The sequence below is a fragment of the Sphingobacterium sp. UME9 genome (genome assembly GCF_014170215.1).
In the GTDB taxonomy this organism is placed as follows: Bacteria; Bacteroidota; Bacteroidia; order Sphingobacteriales; family Sphingobacteriaceae; genus Sphingobacterium; species Sphingobacterium paramultivorum.
Map to the genome: position 1 here is coordinate 494607 of NZ_LZZP01000013.1, position 18210 is coordinate 512816.

The 18210-nt window shown below is 44.0% G+C and carries 12 protein-coding genes; 9 read left to right on the top strand and 3 right to left on the bottom strand.

The genetic code is table 11. The features are described from left to right. Positions 1–103 precede the first annotated feature (103 nt). The 3 genes from A9970_RS21220 to A9970_RS21230 all read right to left on the bottom strand — a co-directional run bounded on the left by A9970_RS21220 (position 104) and on the right by A9970_RS21230 (position 2889). On the bottom strand, positions 104–1162 hold the full coding sequence (locus tag A9970_RS21220) for a DKNYY domain-containing protein (protein ID WP_182983598.1): 1059 nt from the start codon (positions 1160–1162) through the stop codon (positions 104–106). Positions 1163–1549: 387 nt separating this feature from the next. Beyond that, positions 1550–1882 carry a hypothetical protein gene (locus A9970_RS21225; RefSeq protein ID WP_153845189.1) on the bottom strand — a complete coding sequence of 111 codons (333 nt, stop codon included), beginning with the start codon at positions 1880–1882 and terminating at the stop codon, positions 1550–1552. 134 nt (positions 1883–2016) lie between these two features. Continuing rightward, positions 2017–2889, bottom strand: coding sequence for an AraC family transcriptional regulator (locus A9970_RS21230; RefSeq protein ID WP_182983599.1), 873 nt, complete (start codon positions 2887–2889; stop codon positions 2017–2019). 222 nt (positions 2890–3111) lie between these two features. On the opposite strand from A9970_RS21230, the gene A9970_RS21235 reads away from it, so the two are divergent. The 9 genes from A9970_RS21235 to A9970_RS21275 all read left to right on the top strand — a co-directional run bounded on the left by A9970_RS21235 (position 3112) and on the right by A9970_RS21275 (position 18202). Then, positions 3112–3417: a hypothetical protein gene (locus A9970_RS21235; RefSeq protein WP_075993880.1), complete on the top strand. Its 306-nt coding sequence runs from the start codon at positions 3112–3114 to the stop codon at positions 3415–3417. 280 nt (positions 3418–3697) lie between these two features. Further along, complete coding sequence (locus A9970_RS21240; RefSeq protein WP_259655451.1) at positions 3698–6889, top strand: TonB-dependent receptor; 3192 nt, start codon at positions 3698–3700, stop codon at positions 6887–6889. Between the two features lie 13 nt (positions 6890–6902). Beyond that, positions 6903–8828 (top strand): RagB/SusD family nutrient uptake outer membrane protein, encoded by a 1926-nt coding sequence (locus A9970_RS21245; RefSeq protein ID WP_182983600.1) that lies wholly within the window; start codon positions 6903–6905, stop codon positions 8826–8828. 25 nt (positions 8829–8853) lie between these two features. Then, entirely contained in the window at positions 8854–10041 is a 1188-nt protein-coding gene (locus tag A9970_RS21250) for a DUF5000 domain-containing lipoprotein (RefSeq protein ID WP_182983601.1), read from the top strand. Positions 10042–10061: 20 nt separating this feature from the next. Beyond that, positions 10062–11240, top strand: a complete 1179-nt coding sequence (locus tag A9970_RS21255; protein WP_182983602.1) for a DUF4998 domain-containing protein — start codon at positions 10062–10064, stop codon at positions 11238–11240. 11 nt (positions 11241–11251) lie between these two features. Beyond that, the gene (locus A9970_RS21260; RefSeq protein WP_182983603.1) at positions 11252–13276 is read left to right on the top strand and encodes an alpha-galactosidase; all 2025 of its coding nucleotides are present in this window, start codon (positions 11252–11254) and stop codon (positions 13274–13276) included. A 9-nt stretch (positions 13277–13285) separates the two neighbouring features. Continuing rightward, entirely contained in the window at positions 13286–14326 is a 1041-nt protein-coding gene (locus A9970_RS21265; RefSeq protein ID WP_182983604.1) for a GntR family transcriptional regulator, read from the top strand. A 17-nt stretch (positions 14327–14343) separates the two neighbouring features. Further along, a complete protein-coding gene (locus A9970_RS21270) occupies positions 14344–15939 on the top strand; it encodes a solute:sodium symporter family transporter (RefSeq protein WP_182983605.1) in 1596 nt (531 codons plus the stop codon). A 34-nt stretch (positions 15940–15973) separates the two neighbouring features. Further along, a complete protein-coding gene (locus A9970_RS21275) occupies positions 15974–18202 on the top strand; it encodes a glycosyl hydrolase family 95 catalytic domain-containing protein (RefSeq protein WP_182983606.1) in 2229 nt (742 codons plus the stop codon). The last annotated feature ends 8 nt before the right edge of the window (positions 18203–18210 follow it).

Below are 18210 nucleotides of genomic sequence, written 5' to 3' on the forward strand. Positions count from 1 at the left end.
TTGTTCAATGAATTCCTGTTGCGTAACTGGAGCTACTATGGCCTTATCGAAAAAATTAAATACAAGGCCAAAATGGTCGGTATTAACATTATTATAGAATGAATTAATCCAATTTTTCGCCGCGATAAAACTTCGTATATGCATCTTGTGCATAACCGTTGTCTAAGTACTCAAACGTGCTAGCACCGGCTCCCTTTAACTCCTGGCCGCGATAGAAAACTGCCCAGGAGTCTTTTGCATAACCTCCTCCAAGCGCTTTAAATGTAGATGGCGAGGCACCCTTAACTTTTACCCCCTGATAATAAACTACCCAGGGATCTGCTGCATAGCCGTTTCCGATTAATTTGAACGAGTTGGGGCTGCCACCCTCGACTTTGACTCCGCGATAAAAAAGATTCCAGGCATCTTTGGCATAGCCATCATCAAGGTATTCAAAGGTTGAAGCTGAAGCCTCTTCCACTTTCTGATTTTTGTAAAAAACAGACCAATTGTCCTTGGTGTATTGACCGCCAAGGGGCTGTGTGTTAGGACCTGCAAATTTATCATTCTTTTCACCCCTATAATAGCTCGACCAATTATCTTTTGCATAACCCCGGCCGAGATTTTCAAAGCTTGAAGCATTGGCCCCATTAATTTCTTTGCCTAAATAATAAGCTTTCCAGGGGTCTTTGCTGTAACCATTTCCCAATATCTTGAAGGAAGACGCTGTTGCATTTGACAATGGCTTGCCATAAAAATAAACCTTCCAGGCATCGCTGGCATAACCGTCTCCCAGGAACTGAAAAGTAGACGGGCTTGCATCAGTTATTATTGCTCCTCGAAAATAAACCTTCCAGGTATCTTTTGCATAACCCGAACCTAAAAATTGAAATGAACCGGCATTGGCGTTCGGAATTTCTTTACCGCGATAATAAACGCGTGATCCGATTTTGCTGTAACCATCGCCCAGATGGTCCTGAAGGAAAAGGGCAGTACGGTTATATTGCGCAATATTTGCACAAATAGCCTGTGTGGCAGTAGTCAGCAAAAGAAGAACGAGCATGGTTTTAAATGGGACTTTTGTCATCATATAGGGCATCGGGTTAAATTTGAAAGCAAAAAGCAAATAATCTTGTTGTACTCTTGTTAATGAGACCCGGTAATACCAGTAAAGTTTAGTCATTAATTAAATTTTTTTGAACTGTTACCTTGCACTTGTTCGGAGATCGGTTTGCTGATTCTTTGCTGTTTCTCTGCTGTTTGTTTACCGTTTCTTTGCTTATTCTTCGGGTCTTCTTCGTATCTGCTTCGAGAATGGTTTGCTATTCGTTTGCCGTTTCTTTGGTGTTTCTTCGCTGTTTCTCTGCTAAAATGGTAATTAAATAGCAACCAATCGGCAAAGAATAGGCAAAGAATAAGCAAGCAAGGGGGCTAGTAAGCCCCTAGCATACCTTACGCGATTACGACCAATCACCCTAGAGAAGGCTAATGCGATCGCAAAAACAGGGGCGATTGGTAAGTTAACCTGCCTAACAGCGAAAGGCTGAACACAAGGTTGCATAGATGGCACTTATTTGGTCGGCTGTAAGTGTATTTCGGGAAAGGAGTAACTGGAATCCTGGATCGTGGTAAACAGGGAATAATCGGTGTAATCGGGAACGGCTATTCGCAGGAGATAGCTGCCCTTTTTTATCACCTGTATTTTAAATTCGCCATTGCTATTTCTAACGGTATCCCGACCTAATAAAGCCAAGGGTTCCCTTTCCTTATTGGACGCATAGGTTTCAATAATAAAATACCCAACGGGGTTATACTGATGGTCAACCAACCGGCCGGTAATACGGTAAGGTGGAGTAGTAAATAGCCCATACAGTGAACAAGAGAGTAGCAGTAGTTTCAGCATATTTTTCCATTGTGTAGCTCGATAACATACAGGTATCCAGCTGATGAATCTTAAAACGGAGATCCTCACCTCACGATTGGAATGACGATCTATGCAAAGGTAGCCTGCTGCGTCATTGAATAAATATCACAAGTTTATGAAAAACTATCATTTTGCATTTTCTGCTTGTATGCGGAAGGAGATAAACCCGTCAGTTTTTTGAAAAATCTGGAAAGATTATTAGGATCGCTGAAATGAAGTTCAAAGGCAATTTGGGCGATAGACTGTTCGTCCAATAGAAGCCGCTGTTTGATTTCTTGTATTTTTCGGTGTTGGAGGAGGGTAATTGGACTATGTCCGGTGTAGGCTTTGATTTTGCGATTCAGCTCATTGCGGTGTATTTTTAGTAAACTAGCATATTGGTTGCAGTTCAGGTTAGAATTGACATGCTCTTCCATGAGCATTTTAAATCGAGTGAGCAAATTGTTGTTCGCGCTTTCGCTGGCTATATGATGAAATGCACGAAATAGCCGGTCCAGTCGAAGTAAAATACTGGCAAGCAATGCGCGGATCATATTGAGGCTGTCGGATCGGAACGCACCGACTTCAAAAACAATTTCGGAGAGCATAGATTTGAACAACCCAAAATCACCGTCCATAGCGACAATATAAGGTGCAAACGAATAATTGTAAAAATAGGGAAGTTTGTAAACCAGTGTTTTATCCTGAAAGAAAGATTCCAAAAACTCGGGCTTAAAGATTAAATGAAATCCTTTGACACCGTTTTTATCAAAGTCACATTGCTTAATCTGATTGGGCGAAGCAAATAAGATGGTGCCTGGGCATAATTCGATACGCTTTTCATTGGTGTATGCCACTCCGTTTCCCTTTTCAAAAAACATGATCTCAAAAAAGTTGATGGTGTGCGGACCGGCCTCAAAAATCAGATCGGTATTATCCTCGAACCGATGGGCATCCATCGCTAAGGGAAAGCCGTATTTGCTGTCGTCAAAATCAAAATAACGCATAATAGTGTCTTCAAACCAATAGGAAACGCCTAAGCGTTAAAATCGCAATGAATAAATATAATAGTTTTTCTGAATATTGCTTGACAGGGAATTGAGGCCCCATCCGTGAAATGCAAGGGCTACCGGTCAAAAAAATACGAGTCATGTCATATCCAGGTCAATGAAAGGCTGTATAAGCTCCTTAATTTGAAAAAGTAATATTTTTTTTGTATATTGCTGGTTATGAGTTTTAAAGAAAAATTAGAGAACTGGCGCACGTCAATCAATCGCGCCGGTAGTGGTGAGGAATTGTATATTTTGCTTTTGAACTATAAAAGGTTTATTAACAAAAATTGGGTGGACGATTTTGGCGATCCGGGCAACTGGAAATCGGAATTAAATCAGGTCATCAGCAAAGTAAGAAACAAGGTGGATGTAGCAGATATCAGGGCCTGCCAAGATTTATCGTCCTATCAGGACGATGCCCGGCAGACCGCACATTCACTCAATCATACGTTAAAATATCATCACTCATTGACAAAAGGGTAGGCTAGGCCTACCTTTTTTTGTGATCAAAATTTTTTAAATTATTTACTAAGCGGGATGTATGATCAGCCATGATTGTACATCCCGCTTTATTTTTTCCTTATTTCCTCGTGGTAAATAGTGGCTCGCTAGCCTAGTTATGACACACAGCCTGAACCTATTATTGAAAAAAATATTTGCCCATGTCAGAAAATGTTTTTACTATTGTAAAGTAGTATAGAATAGTATAGATTACTAGCCGCTATACTATAAACTAATAACCAATCTATAAGAAGACCAATTTATGATCTACCACATGTATTACCGAATCTGTAAATGGCAGCGATGTAGTCTTGTCTTCCTTTTTCTTCTGCTAACGGGCCTTGTAAACGCACAGTCCAAATCATTTGAATTAAGAGGAGTTGTATTAGATAGTGTCGGACATTTACCCATTTCCAATGTTACAATCGCTTTTGTGGGAAAAAGCGCTGCTGTATCAACGGATGCACAGGGGCAGTTCCTGATCAAAGATGTACACCTCAATGATCAGCTTGTCCTGACTTCGGTCGGATTCGACCGAAAAACTGTTCAGGTCACCAGTACCAACCGGATGACCATCTTTCTGTCTTCATCAAGTTCAAACCTGGATGAAGTAACTGTCGTCGCTTATGGCACACAGAAGAAAACGAGTATGGTCGCTTCGATCACCTCGATCAATCCAAAAGAAATTAAAGGCCCTACCTCCAATCTGACCACCATGCTGGCAGGTCGGGTAGCGGGTTTAATTGCGTATCAGCGCAGTGGTGAACCCGGAAATGATAATGCCTCGTTCTTTATTCGTGGTGTCGGGACCTTTGGTGCCGGAAAGAAAGACCCTTTGATTCTCATCGATGGGATGGAATCGAATACAACAGCTTTAGCGCGGCTACAGCCCGATGATATTGCTGGTTTTTCGGTACTGAAAGATGCGGCCGCCTCTGCATTGTATGGCGCCAGAGGTGCAAATGGTGTGGTTCTGGTGAATACCAAAAGTGGTATCGTGGGAAAAGCAAAATTTAATGCGCGTTTCGAAAACTCCATTTCTACCAATACCCGAAATTTCCAATTTGCCGATAACATTACCTACATGAACCTGGCAAATGAAGCGGTATTGACGCGCAATCCCAAAGGGGCTTTGCCTTATGACCAAAATAAAATCGATCATACCGCAAGGGGCGACGATCCGCTACTTTATCCAAATAATAACTGGATCGATCAATTGATTAAAGATTATACAAACAACCAGCGTTTCAATTTCAACGTAACTGGCGGGGGAAATCTGGCGCAATACTACGTCGCGGGTACTTTCAACAATGACAGGGGAATTTTGAAATCGGAAAGCGGCAATAATTTTGACAATAACATTAACCTCAAAAATTATTCGATACGTTCCAATATCACTTTAAATGTAACCCCGACAACCATAGGAATTATCCGTACTTCGGCTCAGTTTGACGATTATAAGGGACCCATCGGTGGTTATGATGATTGGGGTAATTTGATCAATGGGGGGCAACGGGTATTCAAAGAGGCCATCTGGTCTAATCCGGTGATGTTCCCGGCAGTCTATCCAGCTTCTTACGCACCGTTTACAACTCATCCGCTCTTCGGAAATAGCTTTATACCGACGACAAAGACTTTGTACAATAACCCTTATGCCAAGATGGTCAACGGTTTTCAGGAATACAATAGTTCAACAGTCAATGTACAATTGGAGCTGAAACAGAACTTTGATTTTATCACAAAAGGCTTGTCGGCCCGTTTGATGGCTTATACACAACGGTACTCGTATTTTTCAGTACGCAGAAGCTTTGAGCCCTTCTACTATAATCTGCTGAAAATACCGGGTACAAACAATACCGTATTGAGTTTGCTGAATGAAAACCAGGGAACGGAATACCTGGACTACAGTCAAGGCGATAGGATACAGAATACAACGACCTATGGCGAATTTGCGGTCAATTATAACCGAACCATCGGAAAGGATCACGACATCACGGGTATGCTCATCGGTATCATGCGCAATTATCAGACAGCAAATGGAGGCAATTTACAGGCCTCTCTGCCAGCACGTAACATTGGTGTGTCTGGACGCGCAACGTATGCATATAAAAATAAATACCTTTTTGAAGCAAACTTTGGTTACAACGGTTCCGAGCGCTTTTCTAAAGATAAACGATTTGGCTTTTTCCCCTCTTTTGGGGTAGGCTGGAACCTCCAGGAAGAGCCGATGTTTGAGTTTATGACACCGGTGGTATCTCGTTTAAAACTACGGGCAACCTATGGTTTGGTGGGTAATGACCAGATCGGTAACGACCGCGACCGCTTTTTCTATTTATCGCAGGTTAATCCAAATGATAATGGAAAAGGATTTTCCTGGGGAAATCTTTGGGATTATAACCGACCGGGTTATTCCATATCGCGTTACGCCAATCCCAATATTACCTGGGAGCGTGCCAAAACATTTGATGCAGGTTTTGATCTGAATCTTAAAAATGGATTGGGTGTTGTCTTTGACTACTACAACTCCAAGCGAAGTGATATCTTAATGGTACGCTCAACGATTCCGACGACTGCAGGTTTTCAGGCCGATATTCAATCCAATATGGGCAAAGCGGAAAGCAAGGGATTTGACCTGGCTTTGGATTACAACAAATCCTTTGCAAATACCTGGTGGACGCAGTTGCGCGGTAATATGACCTATGCGACCAATCGCTTGCTGACCAACGAAGAGCCAAACTATCCGGCAAATTTATCTTACCTGACACACTTAGGGTATCCGATTAAACAACAATATGGTTTGATCGCCGAACGCTTATTTGTCGATGATATTGAAGCCGATAATTCGCCATTGCAAAATTTTGGTGGAGCATTGAAAACAATGGGCGGTGATATCAAATACCGTGACATTAACGGTGATGGCAAAATAACTGATCTGGATAAAGTGCCCATCGGTTTTCCAACGGATCCTGAAATTATCTACGGTATGGGATTCACCGTCGGTTTCAAAGGATTTGATGTCAGTGCTTTCCTACAGGGCTCTGCACGTTCATCGTTTTTTATCAATCCCGGAAATATTACGCCTTTCGCCATCAATGGCCCCTATCAAAATGGGCTGTTAAAACAGGTGGCCGATAGTCACTGGTCGGAAGATAATCAGGATATCCGTGCATTTTGGCCACGATTGACCGATGGATTCAATAATAACAATAATCAATTCTCGACCTGGTGGATGCGCAATGGTGCATTCCTTCGCCTAAAATCTGTTGAATTGGGCTATACAGTACCAAAGAAGATCCTCGATCGCTGGAAGATGTCCAATATCCGCATTTATACCAATGCCCTGAATCTTGCTGTATGGAGCAAATTTAAAATGTGGGATCCTGAAATGGGTGGTGATGGTTTGGGTTACCCGGTTCAGGCGGTATATAATATCGGAATCAATGTAGGATTATAAAAAACAATGTATCATGAAAAAGTTAACTGTATTTAAATCGATGGTGGTATCAGGTCTATTGTTTTTTCAATCCTGCAACTATTTGGATGTCGTACCCGACAATGCCCCCACAATAGATAATGCCTTTACCATGCGTAGCGAAGCGATCAAATATCTGGCAACCTGTTATTCTTATTTGCCCAATGATGGTGAACCGACTATAAATCCTGCTTTTATGGCAGGAGATGAGCTCTGGCTGGATTACCCAACGCGGAGTATCAACGGGACAAACTGGAACATCGCCCGTGGCAATCAAAGTGTCACCGATCCTTATGTCAACTATTGGGATGGGCATATAATCAATAATGTTCGCGAACGGTCGATGTTCAATGCCATTCGCGACTGTAATATCTTTTTGGAAAATATTCAAAATCCCGAAAAGGTACGCGATATGACGCAAGACGAACGTACCACCTGGGAGGGTGAGGTATTGTTCTTAAAAGCCTATTATCATTTTATGCTGATGCGTCACTATGGCCCTATTCCCATTATGGATGTCAACGTTCCTGTCACAGCACCAATTGAGGAGACGCAGGTAAAGCGTCAGCCGATCGACCAAGTAGCGGATTATATCGTGAAGGTACTGGATGAGGCCGCAAGTAAGCTGCCAAGTGCGGTGCAGTCGCCAGTAACTGATCTGGGGCATATCACAAAACCAATTGCCTTAGGCATCAAGGCGAAAGTCCTATTATATGCAGCGAGCCCGTTATTCAATGGTAATACGGATTATGCAACCTTCAAAAATGTAGACGGCACCTTATTTTTTAATCAGAGCTTCCAAGCCGAGAAATGGCGTAAAGCAGCGCAGGCTGCAAAAGAAGCTATTGCTGCCTGTGAGGAGCTGGGTATGAATCTATACGAATTTCCAACACCGGTACGTCCACTGTCCAATACCACAATGATTCAGATGAGCATTCGTAACGCTGTGACGGAAAAATGGAACCGCGAGATCATCTGGGGGAATTCGAATTCGCGGACATGGCAGCTGCAGTACTCGTCCATGGCGCATATCGATCCGAATAATGCAGGCAACAACAGCGTCAACGGTACCTTGGCCCCGACAATCAAAATCATTGAACAGTTTTATACGAAAAACGGGGTGCCAATGGATGAAGACAAAACCCTTGATTTTAGCAATAAAAACCAATTGCGTGCCGGAACGCATGACGAACGCTTCAACAATATCGAAAATTACCGAACAGCGCGTTTACATTTTGACCGTGAAAATCGTTTCTACGCCAATGTGGGCTTTGACGGTGGAGTTTGGTACATGGAAAACAGCCCAAGTCAGACAGACGAAAATACCTGGACAACACAGCTTCGTTTAGGTCTATTTGGTAGTGGTGTTTCCGTGCCGATCACAACCTATTACCCAAAGAAACTGGTCAACTGGAAATTTGCCTTTAAGGATGGAAACAGCTCGCATATCGAAGAATATCCTTGGCCTATGCTACGGCTTGCCGACCTGTATCTGATGTATGCCGAGGCGCTGAACGAAAGTGAAGGACCGACAGCAGATGTATTCCTCTATCTCGATAAAATTCGCAAGCGCGCCGGTCTGGAAGGGGTGAAAGAATCCTGGGCAAAGTATGCTTTTAATAGCGCCAAACCAACGACAAAAGAAGGACTCCGTGCTATCATACAACGTGAACGTAATATTGAGATGAGCTTTGAAGGTTCCCGCTTTTGGGATTTGAGACGCTGGAAGCTTGCCGCGCAGGAACTCAACAAAAATATCACGGGCTGGGATCGCAATCAGGATAAGGACCATCCAGAGCTTTTCTATCAGGAACAGACCTTCTATCAACAGCGATTCGTGGCACCAAGGGACTATTTTTGGCCGATTAAAGAAAGCGATCTGTTGGTCAACCCGAATTTGGTACAAAATCCAGGCTGGTAATTAGCGTATTAAATTGAAGAAAATCATGAAAAAACGAATATATCGCAATAGTATCTATGTCATGGCTGGTTTGCTGTTTCTGCTGCTCGGCTGTAAAGAGGAAAAAGGCTGGACCTTAATGGAGGACGACCAGACCAAACCGGGACTGGTACAGCATCCCTCCGTCGTGAATGGTTATGGACAGGCAACCATACATTATAGCCTTCCGGAGAATGACAACATACTTTATGTCAAAGCCGAATACGTGATGGCGAGTGGCGCCACCCGTGTTGTCAAATCATCGACGTACACCAATGAGATCTTAATTGATGGATTCCCCGATACCAAGCCGCAAACCGTTAAATTATACGCGGTAAGCAAGGCTGAGGTTGTGTCGGATCCCGTAGACGTGATTGTTGAACCGAAGACGCCAATCTTTAATCTGGTGTTTGGGGAGATGAAAGTAACGGCTGCCTTTGGCGGTATCCGCATTACCTCGACCAATAAGGAAAAAGGAAATGTGGTAATCGTACCGATGGTAGACTCGCTCAACAATGGGGAGTACCTGCCCTTGGACAATTACTATGGACAGGATTCCATCATCCTATATAATGTCCGTGGATTGAAATCCAAAGAAATGAAGTTCGCATTTTATGTCCGTGATCGCTGGTTAAATAAATCCGATACGCTGTACACTTCGATTACGCCATTGGAGGAAAATCTGTTTAACCGGCAATTGTTTACGCCATTGCGCTTGCCTGGAGATGCGCAAATCCTCTACGGTTCTATGGATAATCTATGGGATGGCAATCTCAATACGGGCAAATGGCCAAGCTTTTATACGGTAGAGAATGCAGGGGTACCGCAATCGGTCACTTTCTCGATCGGTAGAGAAGCAAAACTAAGCCGCGTGGTGATCTTTCCAAGACGGGAAAACGGCTTCTACGATAAGGGCAATTTACGTGATTTTGAGATCTGGGGAAGTAATACGCCGAATTTGGATGGCTCTTGGGAGTCCTGGGCCAAACTGGCTACCTGCACGGTACGTAAACCATCAGGAACACCGTCGGGAACAAATACCAATGCAGATGAAGTGTATGGTACCTCTGGCTGGTCATTCGATCTACCGGAAGATGCTCCGAAATACAAATACCTGCGCATTCGCAATCTGCGCAATTGGCGGGGTAGTTATTTTATGCAGATTAACCAGATTCAGGTATGGGGCGTTTATTAATCAATTTAAAAAGCAAAGTTATGAAAAGATATATCGTATTGCTGTCCCTGTTTATCGTGGCGCTGTTGGCGGCTTGTTCCAAAATGGACGAGTTTACCGAGCACACAGACGGGAAAGCAATTATCTACCCGGCAAAGCTCGACTCGATTAGAGTTCGTTCGGGAAAGTACCGTATACAAGTAGAAGGTGTCTATAGAGCTTCCTCGGGTGTGTCTGAGCTACGGATCTATTGGAACAGTAAGCAGGATTCGATGAAAATACCGGTCAAACTGACGGGTAAGGTGGATACCGTACGTTATTTAATCGACAAACTGCCTGAAGGGCCTATGAATTTAGAAATTCGCAGTGTGGATGCCGCAGGACGCTTTTCTGTTCCGACCTATCTGGTGGGGAACGTATATGGCGATCGTTATCGCGAAGGACTTTACCAACGTGTGGTACTCGAACAGAATTTTATTGCTGGACAGCAACTGCAATTGGGTTTGCAAAATGTATCGGAAACCATGGGCTTTGATGGACTGCGTATCGCGTATAGAAATTGGGATGGTGGTACCACAGATACCGTGGTGCGTACTAAAAATCAGGATGAAAAGATTGGCCTTCAACGCTATCTTCCTGGTGCTGAAGTTTCCTATCGTACCGTGTTCAGACCCGATAGTTCGGCCATCGATACCTTTATGGTCAAATCGACCAAATTGGCTGTGAAAAAAGACAATATCACACCTTGGTACCTCCAGAATTATAAAACACCATTTACAGCGACGGTCTATGACGGTAATCGCTGGGGAGTTTTGGACAACTGGATGACAAACGCCGCCATGAAAAACCATAACGGTTACGGTGGTTTTGGATCGGACGATGGCGGAGTGGTCAACATTGAAGCAGGCTGGGGAGCTCCGGCTATCGTAAATGGTAAAATAGAGCAAAAAGTAACCTTATTGCCCGGTAAGTATCGTTTTTTTTGTAACTTATCCTGGACAAATTATGATCAACCACCAGCAAAACTGGTTGTTAGCAAAGCAAACAGTGGAATTCCAGATCTTGAGCAGATTCAACAGGCAATGGCCCATGCTGATGTTAAATCAGATGGTGTTTATTTTGAAATCAAAGAAAAGGTTACTGTCAATATGGGGATGTTGGTCAATTTTCAACCTGACCATTACATGAAGATCAACGCTTTTCAAATCAATTTACAATAATATCAAGCAGAATGAAGACAGTTATTTTCGCGCTAAGTTTTATGCTATGTACCTTCATGTTATACGCACAGCCTTTTCAGGTCAAGAAAAATGGCCTAACGTTGACCTATAACAAACAAGAGGGAACATATTCACTATGTAAAGATCAAGTCGCCTATATCCAACAAGCAAGTGCCTATCTGGCACTTGCTAATGGACAGAAAGTTAGTACAGATAAACTGAAAGGAACCCGCGGCGTCACAGAAAAGCTCATTCAGGACAATTTGGGCAAAGGTATACAGTATACCATTTCTGTTAAAACCCAACAGGGCATCACATTGCTGCAGCATTTTTATTTCTACGACACAATAGATGGTGTCATCCTTGAACTGGAAGTTAGGGGTAAAAATATAGCCAGTAATGAACTTGTGCCGATCTGGTCAAATGCTTCAATTGCCGGCTTGGGAAAATCCTTGTACCAGCTGGCTGTTCCTTTTGATAACGATACGTTTATTTCGTATGAAAACAATGTCCTTGCAATGAATAGTAAGCGCAGCGCCGAGGTCGGCGTTGTATACGATAAGGACAGCGGAAAAGGTCTGTTGATAGGTTCATTGGATCAATCCGTCTGGAAATCGGGTATCGCAATCAAAGGAGATCAAGGCCAATATAGCCACCTGGCAGCACAGGCGGGATTTACAGATGTAACTATCACACGCGATTCCATGGCGCACGGGACGGTGAAGGGGGATGTCATTCACTCTCCAAAGTACCTCGTGTCTTACGACAAGGATTGGCGCATTGGGCTCGAAAACTATGCTAAAATCCACCGGAAGCTATCGCCGGCCTATGTGAAATCGTGGCAAGGAGCCACACCTGTCGGCTGGAACAGCTGGGGTGTGATACAGGAAAAACTTAATTTTCAGAATGCCACAGGCACAGCAGACTATTTCGCAAAAGATATTCCTTATTTCCGGAATGCAGATGGCGAGGCTTTTATAGATCTTGACTCTTTCTGGGATAATATGACGCCCGGAGGTATGTCAGGTGACTACACGCAGCTGAAGCAATTTGTTCGCTATTGTGATTCTTTGGGCCTCAAGCCCGGTGTGTATTGGGCCCCTTTTACAGACTGGGGGCATGGAAGTGGACCCGACCGCAAGGCGGAGGGAAGCCAGTTTACCTTTGGCCAGCTTTGGACCAAAACCCAAAAAGGCTACCACAATTTAGATGGTGGTCGGGCTCTTGACCCGACACATCCCGGTACGTTGGCCCGTATGGATGTGATCCTGGGCAAATTGGTCGACTGTGGCTTCCGAATGATCAAGGTCGATTTCCTCTCTCACGCGGCAATCGAATCCACAGGTTTTTACGATAAGAAAATTCAGACAGGTATGCAGGCTTATGCTGTGGGGATGAAACATCTCGTCGACGTGCTGCAGGGTAAAATGTTGATCTATGCCGCAATTTCGCCATCCTTGGCGACAGCCCAATTTGCACACATGCGCAGAATAGCCTGCGATGCCTGGAAGACGATCGACCAAACTCAATATACGCTAAACAGCGTTAGTTACGGCTGGTGGCAAACTTATCTCTACGATTTTATCGATGCCGACCACCTGGTCTTTCATGATGAAAGCCCTGAGGTCAATAAGGCAAGATTGCTTTCCGGTGTGGTAACGGGGACCATTATCCTTGGTGATGACCTGTCGAAAAAAGAAAACTGGCAGCCAAAGATGAATCAATATCTGCAGGATCCCGAAATTCTAAAAATTATAGCCGACGGTAAAAGCTTCCGTCCGGCAGGATTTGTAGAAGGAAAAGCCGCAAATACGTATTATTACAAAAAGATTGGAACAACGCTGTATGTGGCCATATTTAATTACAATACAGCCCCGGCAGCAATAAACATAGATTTTAAACAGATTGGCCTAGCGCCAAATACAACCTATAAGGCGGTGGAACTGTTTGAAAAAACAGCGCAGGAATTTGTCGCTGATAAATCCATTGCCTTTGAGCAGGCAGGTGCAAAATTATTTAAGATTGCCCTGTTTTAATCACAACATATGAAGATAAGCAAAGAAGAAAATTTTAAAGTATTGATCGATCGGATCAAACGCCTGGAGGCATTGAATACACTCTCTAAACATGAATGTATTGTGCAGGGCGTGTTGGATGCCATTGATGCCAATGAACTGGAGGTACATGCCAGTTTACCTTCTGTCAATAACTTGATCCAATACCTGGGGTATGCACGCGAAACCTTCGCTAAGGCGTACCGCGATCTGATTGCCCACGGAGTCGTGGAATCCAAAAACAGAAAAGGATATTTTGTGGTGAGCAACAATACGCAGTTGAAACAGAAAGTTGCGGTCCTGCTGTATGCTTACGATACTTTTCAGGATACCTTGGTATCCGAATTGCGGGCGAATCTTCCGGAGGAAGTGACGGTCGATCTTTTTTTCCATCACAACAATATGGAAACCTTTGAAGATATTTTCAATCGTATTCAGGGACGCTATACGGTATATATTGTCGCTCCGATTGAAAATGCCGATTCTGAGCGTTTATTGCGAAATATTCCTGTGTCAAAACTATTGATTATCGACCGGCTGATGGATTTAGGGGCGGAATATTCTTATGTTTCTCAGGAATTTGAAGCAGCCACCTATGCCGTGTTTCAGGAGCTTTATCCAAAGATCAAAAAGTATAAAGAAGTGATCTTCTATTTTAGGGAAAATACAGCCGAACCCAATGAAATCAAAGATGCGTTCTTGCGCTTTTTGAAGGAGTATAAGGTAAAAGGGCATATCGAAAAGCAATACCATGTAGGCGATCTAAAAAAGGGGAAACTGTATTTTACCATTCATAATCCGGAGCTCTACCAGATGTTAAAAGAGGTGCTGCAAAAGGGTTGGACTTTGGGTGAGGATCTGGGGATTTTATCGCATAATGATGATGTTATCAAAGAGATTATCAGCGGTGGTATTACCACCTTTTCGACAAGTTTTGCACGTATCGGATCGGAAGCAGCCAAGTTTGTACTCGAAAGAACATTGATCCGGGAAGTGGTGCCGACAACGTTGGCAGATCGCGGCTCTGTATAAAAAAAGGAAGTTTTACGATGATAATTTTTAGTTTTTGTCTTTTTACCGGTTTGGTTGCGTTATGGTCCTTATGGAAATTTAAGACCACCTATTCCACGACGCTCAACGGCTTCTTTCTGGCTGGAAAGAGCAATAGCTTTTGGATGGTTGGTTCAGCCTTGCTGTTGACAAACTTGAGCGCCAACCAGTTTATAGGTGAAAACGAATCGGTTTATATCAATAATCTTTCAGTTATCGGCTGGGGCATTAGTTCTGTTGTTGCCATGCTTTTGGTATCGGAGTTTCTGCTACCTATTTATTTTAAGCATGGCTTTCGGACGGTTCCGGATTTCTTGGCGCTGCGATTTGACACCAAAACAAAAATGCTGGTTTCTATCCTCATCTTGATTGGATATATTGTCAATTTGCTGCCTCCTGTATTGTATGGCGGAGCATTGAGCCTTGCGACCATGTTTGATGTCCCGGCGTTATTGCATATTACCTATTGGCAGAGCATCTGGTTGCTGGTATGGGCTTTAGGCGTGATAGGTAGTTTATATAGTATTTTGGGTGGTCTCAAGCTGATTTCCTTATCGGATTTAAGTTTGGGTTTATGCCTGTTTTTACTTGCTGTGCTCATTCCTGTCTTTGCGCTCTGGCACCTTGGAGGTGGCGATATCTGGTCTGGTCTAGCGCAGTTACTGCATGAAAAAAAAGAGCACCTCAATGCTGTCGGCGGAAAGCATGATGCGGTCCCATTTTCGACCTTATTTACCGGAATGCTGCTGATCAATTTCTATTACTGGGGGATGGAACCCTATATTGCACAGCAGGCCCTGAGTGCTAAGAATTTAAAGGAGGCCCAAAAAGGGATGACTTTGGCTGCGGGAGGTAAGCTCCTTATGCCCTTGCTGATCAATCTGCCGGGGCTTTTGGCTGTGCATCTGTTGCCGCATGTACAGCCTACGGCTTCTGTTTTTCCGAAACTTATCGTTTTAATTTTTCCCGATATCCTGATCGGTTTTTCCTTGGCCTTGGTCTTTGGCGCTGCGATGACAACATATACCGCAGGACTGCAGAGCTGCGGCAGTTTATTTATTTTTAATATTTACAAACCCTATCTGGCTTATAAAAAGAGACCATACAGTGAAAAGGAATTGGTACGAAAAGGAAAATTGTTCGAATTGATTATTTCAATTTCAGCGATGTTTATTGCCCCTTTTATCCTTTTTGCCCACGATGGATTTTATACCTATTTACAGACCGTATCGGGCTTATTTAATATGCCCATTTTCACGATTATGATCTTGGGGATTTTATCCCGCCGTGTGACACCGCGCATGGCACAGATTGGATTGTTTTTATACATGTTCAGTTATTTTTTTCTGGTGTTTGTCTGGAAAACAGAGCTACACTATCTGCACCTGTTCGCGCTGTTGTTTATTGCTGTGGCGCTGGTCATCTGGGCGGGAAGTAAACTGAGCCAGCCAAACTATCTATCGGAGTATCAATTTGAGTTTTCGGGCCAGGATAAAGAAGCTTATTGGAAAGGCCGCTATGGTGTGGGCGCAATTTTGATTGTCCTGATGATTGTCATATACCTTGTTTTTTCACCCTTGGGCATTGCCCAATAAAATTGTATAAACCGCTATGTTGATGCACACAAAAATGAAATACGTTCTCTTAACACTCTTGATCATTTGTTTTGGCACTTCCCAGGCCCAACGGTATTATCTCTGGGATGATCGACCTGCCAAAGATTGGATGACCGAAGCATACCCTATCGGAAATGGACGAATTGGCGCGATGATCTTCGCGGGCGTAAATCAGGAACATATTCAATTTAATGAAAATAGCCTATGGACAGGTGATGAACAGGAAACAGGTGCCTATCAGGCTTTTGGTGATCTTTTTGTTCGCTTTGACTCCGACGTTAATAAATCCTTTACCGCCTATAGCCGGAAATTGAATTTGGATAAAGGGCTGCATGAAATAGCCTATCAGCAGGATGGACAGCAAATCAACCGTCGGTATTTTGCGAGTCAGCCCGATCAGGTCATGGTATTTGAGTATGCGAACAGTAAAAAAGGGAAACTCAATGCCCAGATCGCACTTCAGGATGCACATGGGCAGGCGGTACAGGCAGAAGATGGTCATCTGTGGTTTCAGGGAACGCTCGACAACGGCATGCGGTATGCCGCACAGGTACGCGTACAGGTCGTAGGTGGTTCACTTTCCAAAACGACAGATGAAAAAGGACAGGCTGTCCTTACCGTAAAATCTGCCGATCGAATTGTTCTGCTGCTGAGTGCCGCAACAGATTACGCCAATACACGGGCTACCAAATGGAAGTCGGCCGAAGAACCGATGAAGGTTAATGAACGTTATCTGCAGCAAGCGGAAAAATATGGTGTAAATAAGCTGCTGGCACGGCACGTTGCAGATTATACAGCGCTGTTCAACCGCGTGGAGCTTGATCTCGACCATAGCCAGCTGGACAGCAAGCAAACAACAAAAGCGCTGTTGGAAGCCTATAAAAAACAGCCGATCCCGGCTCTGGAAGCTTTGGTATACCAATATGGACGTTACCTGCTGATCAGTTCCTCACGGAAAGGTGGTTTGCCTGCAAATCTGCAAGGGCTTTGGAACAACAGTAACAATCCACCATGGCGCTCAGATTACCATTCCAATATCAATGTACAGATGAACTATTGGCCTGCAGAAGTCGCTAATCTGCGTGAATCGGCCTGGCCTTACCTCGATTATATCAATAGCATGCGTGAGGTGAAAAAAATAAATACACAAAAGGAATTTCCGGGCGTAAGGGGCTGGACCGTAAAGACCGAAAATAATATCTTCGGTGGTGAGAGCTTCCTTTGGAATACCCCCGGAAGTGCCTGGTATGCACAGGCGCTCTGGGAGCATTATGCCTTTAACAAGGACGAGAAATACCTACGCGAATTTGCGTATCCGATTTTAAAAGAAATAAGTGAGTTTTGGGATGATCGTCTGGTTCGAAGAGCAGACGGAACTGTGGTGGCGCCAAAGGGCTGGTCGCCGGAACACGGCCCCACAGAGGATGCCGTGAGCTATGACCACCAGATTATTTACGATCTCTTTAGCAACTACATCCAGGCGAGCACAATTTTAAAGTTGGACGACGATTACCGTAAGCATATCACGGCACTTCGCGATGCGCTGCTCAAACCCAAAATCGGTACATGGGGACAGCTGCAGGAGTGGGAAACGGATCGTGATGATCCACAGGACAAGCACCGCCATGTTTCGCATCTGTTTGGTTTGTATCCCGGCAACCAATTCTCTGTTTTAAAAACACCGGAACTGGCCAAAGCTGCACGAGTTACCCTTACAGCGCGAGGCGATGAATCGACAGGTTGGTCCATGGCCTGGAAGGTGGCTTTTTGGGCCCGCTTGCAGGATGGGAATCACGCCTATAAAATCCTAACTAATTTCATTAACCTCGTCGGAGGCGATGGTATTGATTACAACAATGGCGGTGGCGTTTACGCCAACTTGCTCTGCGCGCATCCACCTTTTCAGATAGATGGTAACCTGGGTTATGTGGCTGCGGTGAGTGAAATGTTGCTGCAGTCGCAGACGGATGTGCTGGAATTACTTCCTGCTCTGCCTGATCGCTGGTCGGCCGGAACAGTTAAAGGACTCAAAGCCCGTGGCAATGTACACATCGAAAAGATGGAATGGAACAACAGCAGTATTAGGCAGCTTATTCTTTCTTCCCCGCAGGATCAAACGATTCAGGTGTTAAGTCCTTCCCAATTGGCAGGTCTAAGCCCACAGCAGGAAATCAATGGTAAATACCTTTATAAGATTCAATTGAAAGCAAACAAAATAGTCAAGTTCGTTAACAAATCCTAAATCTATTT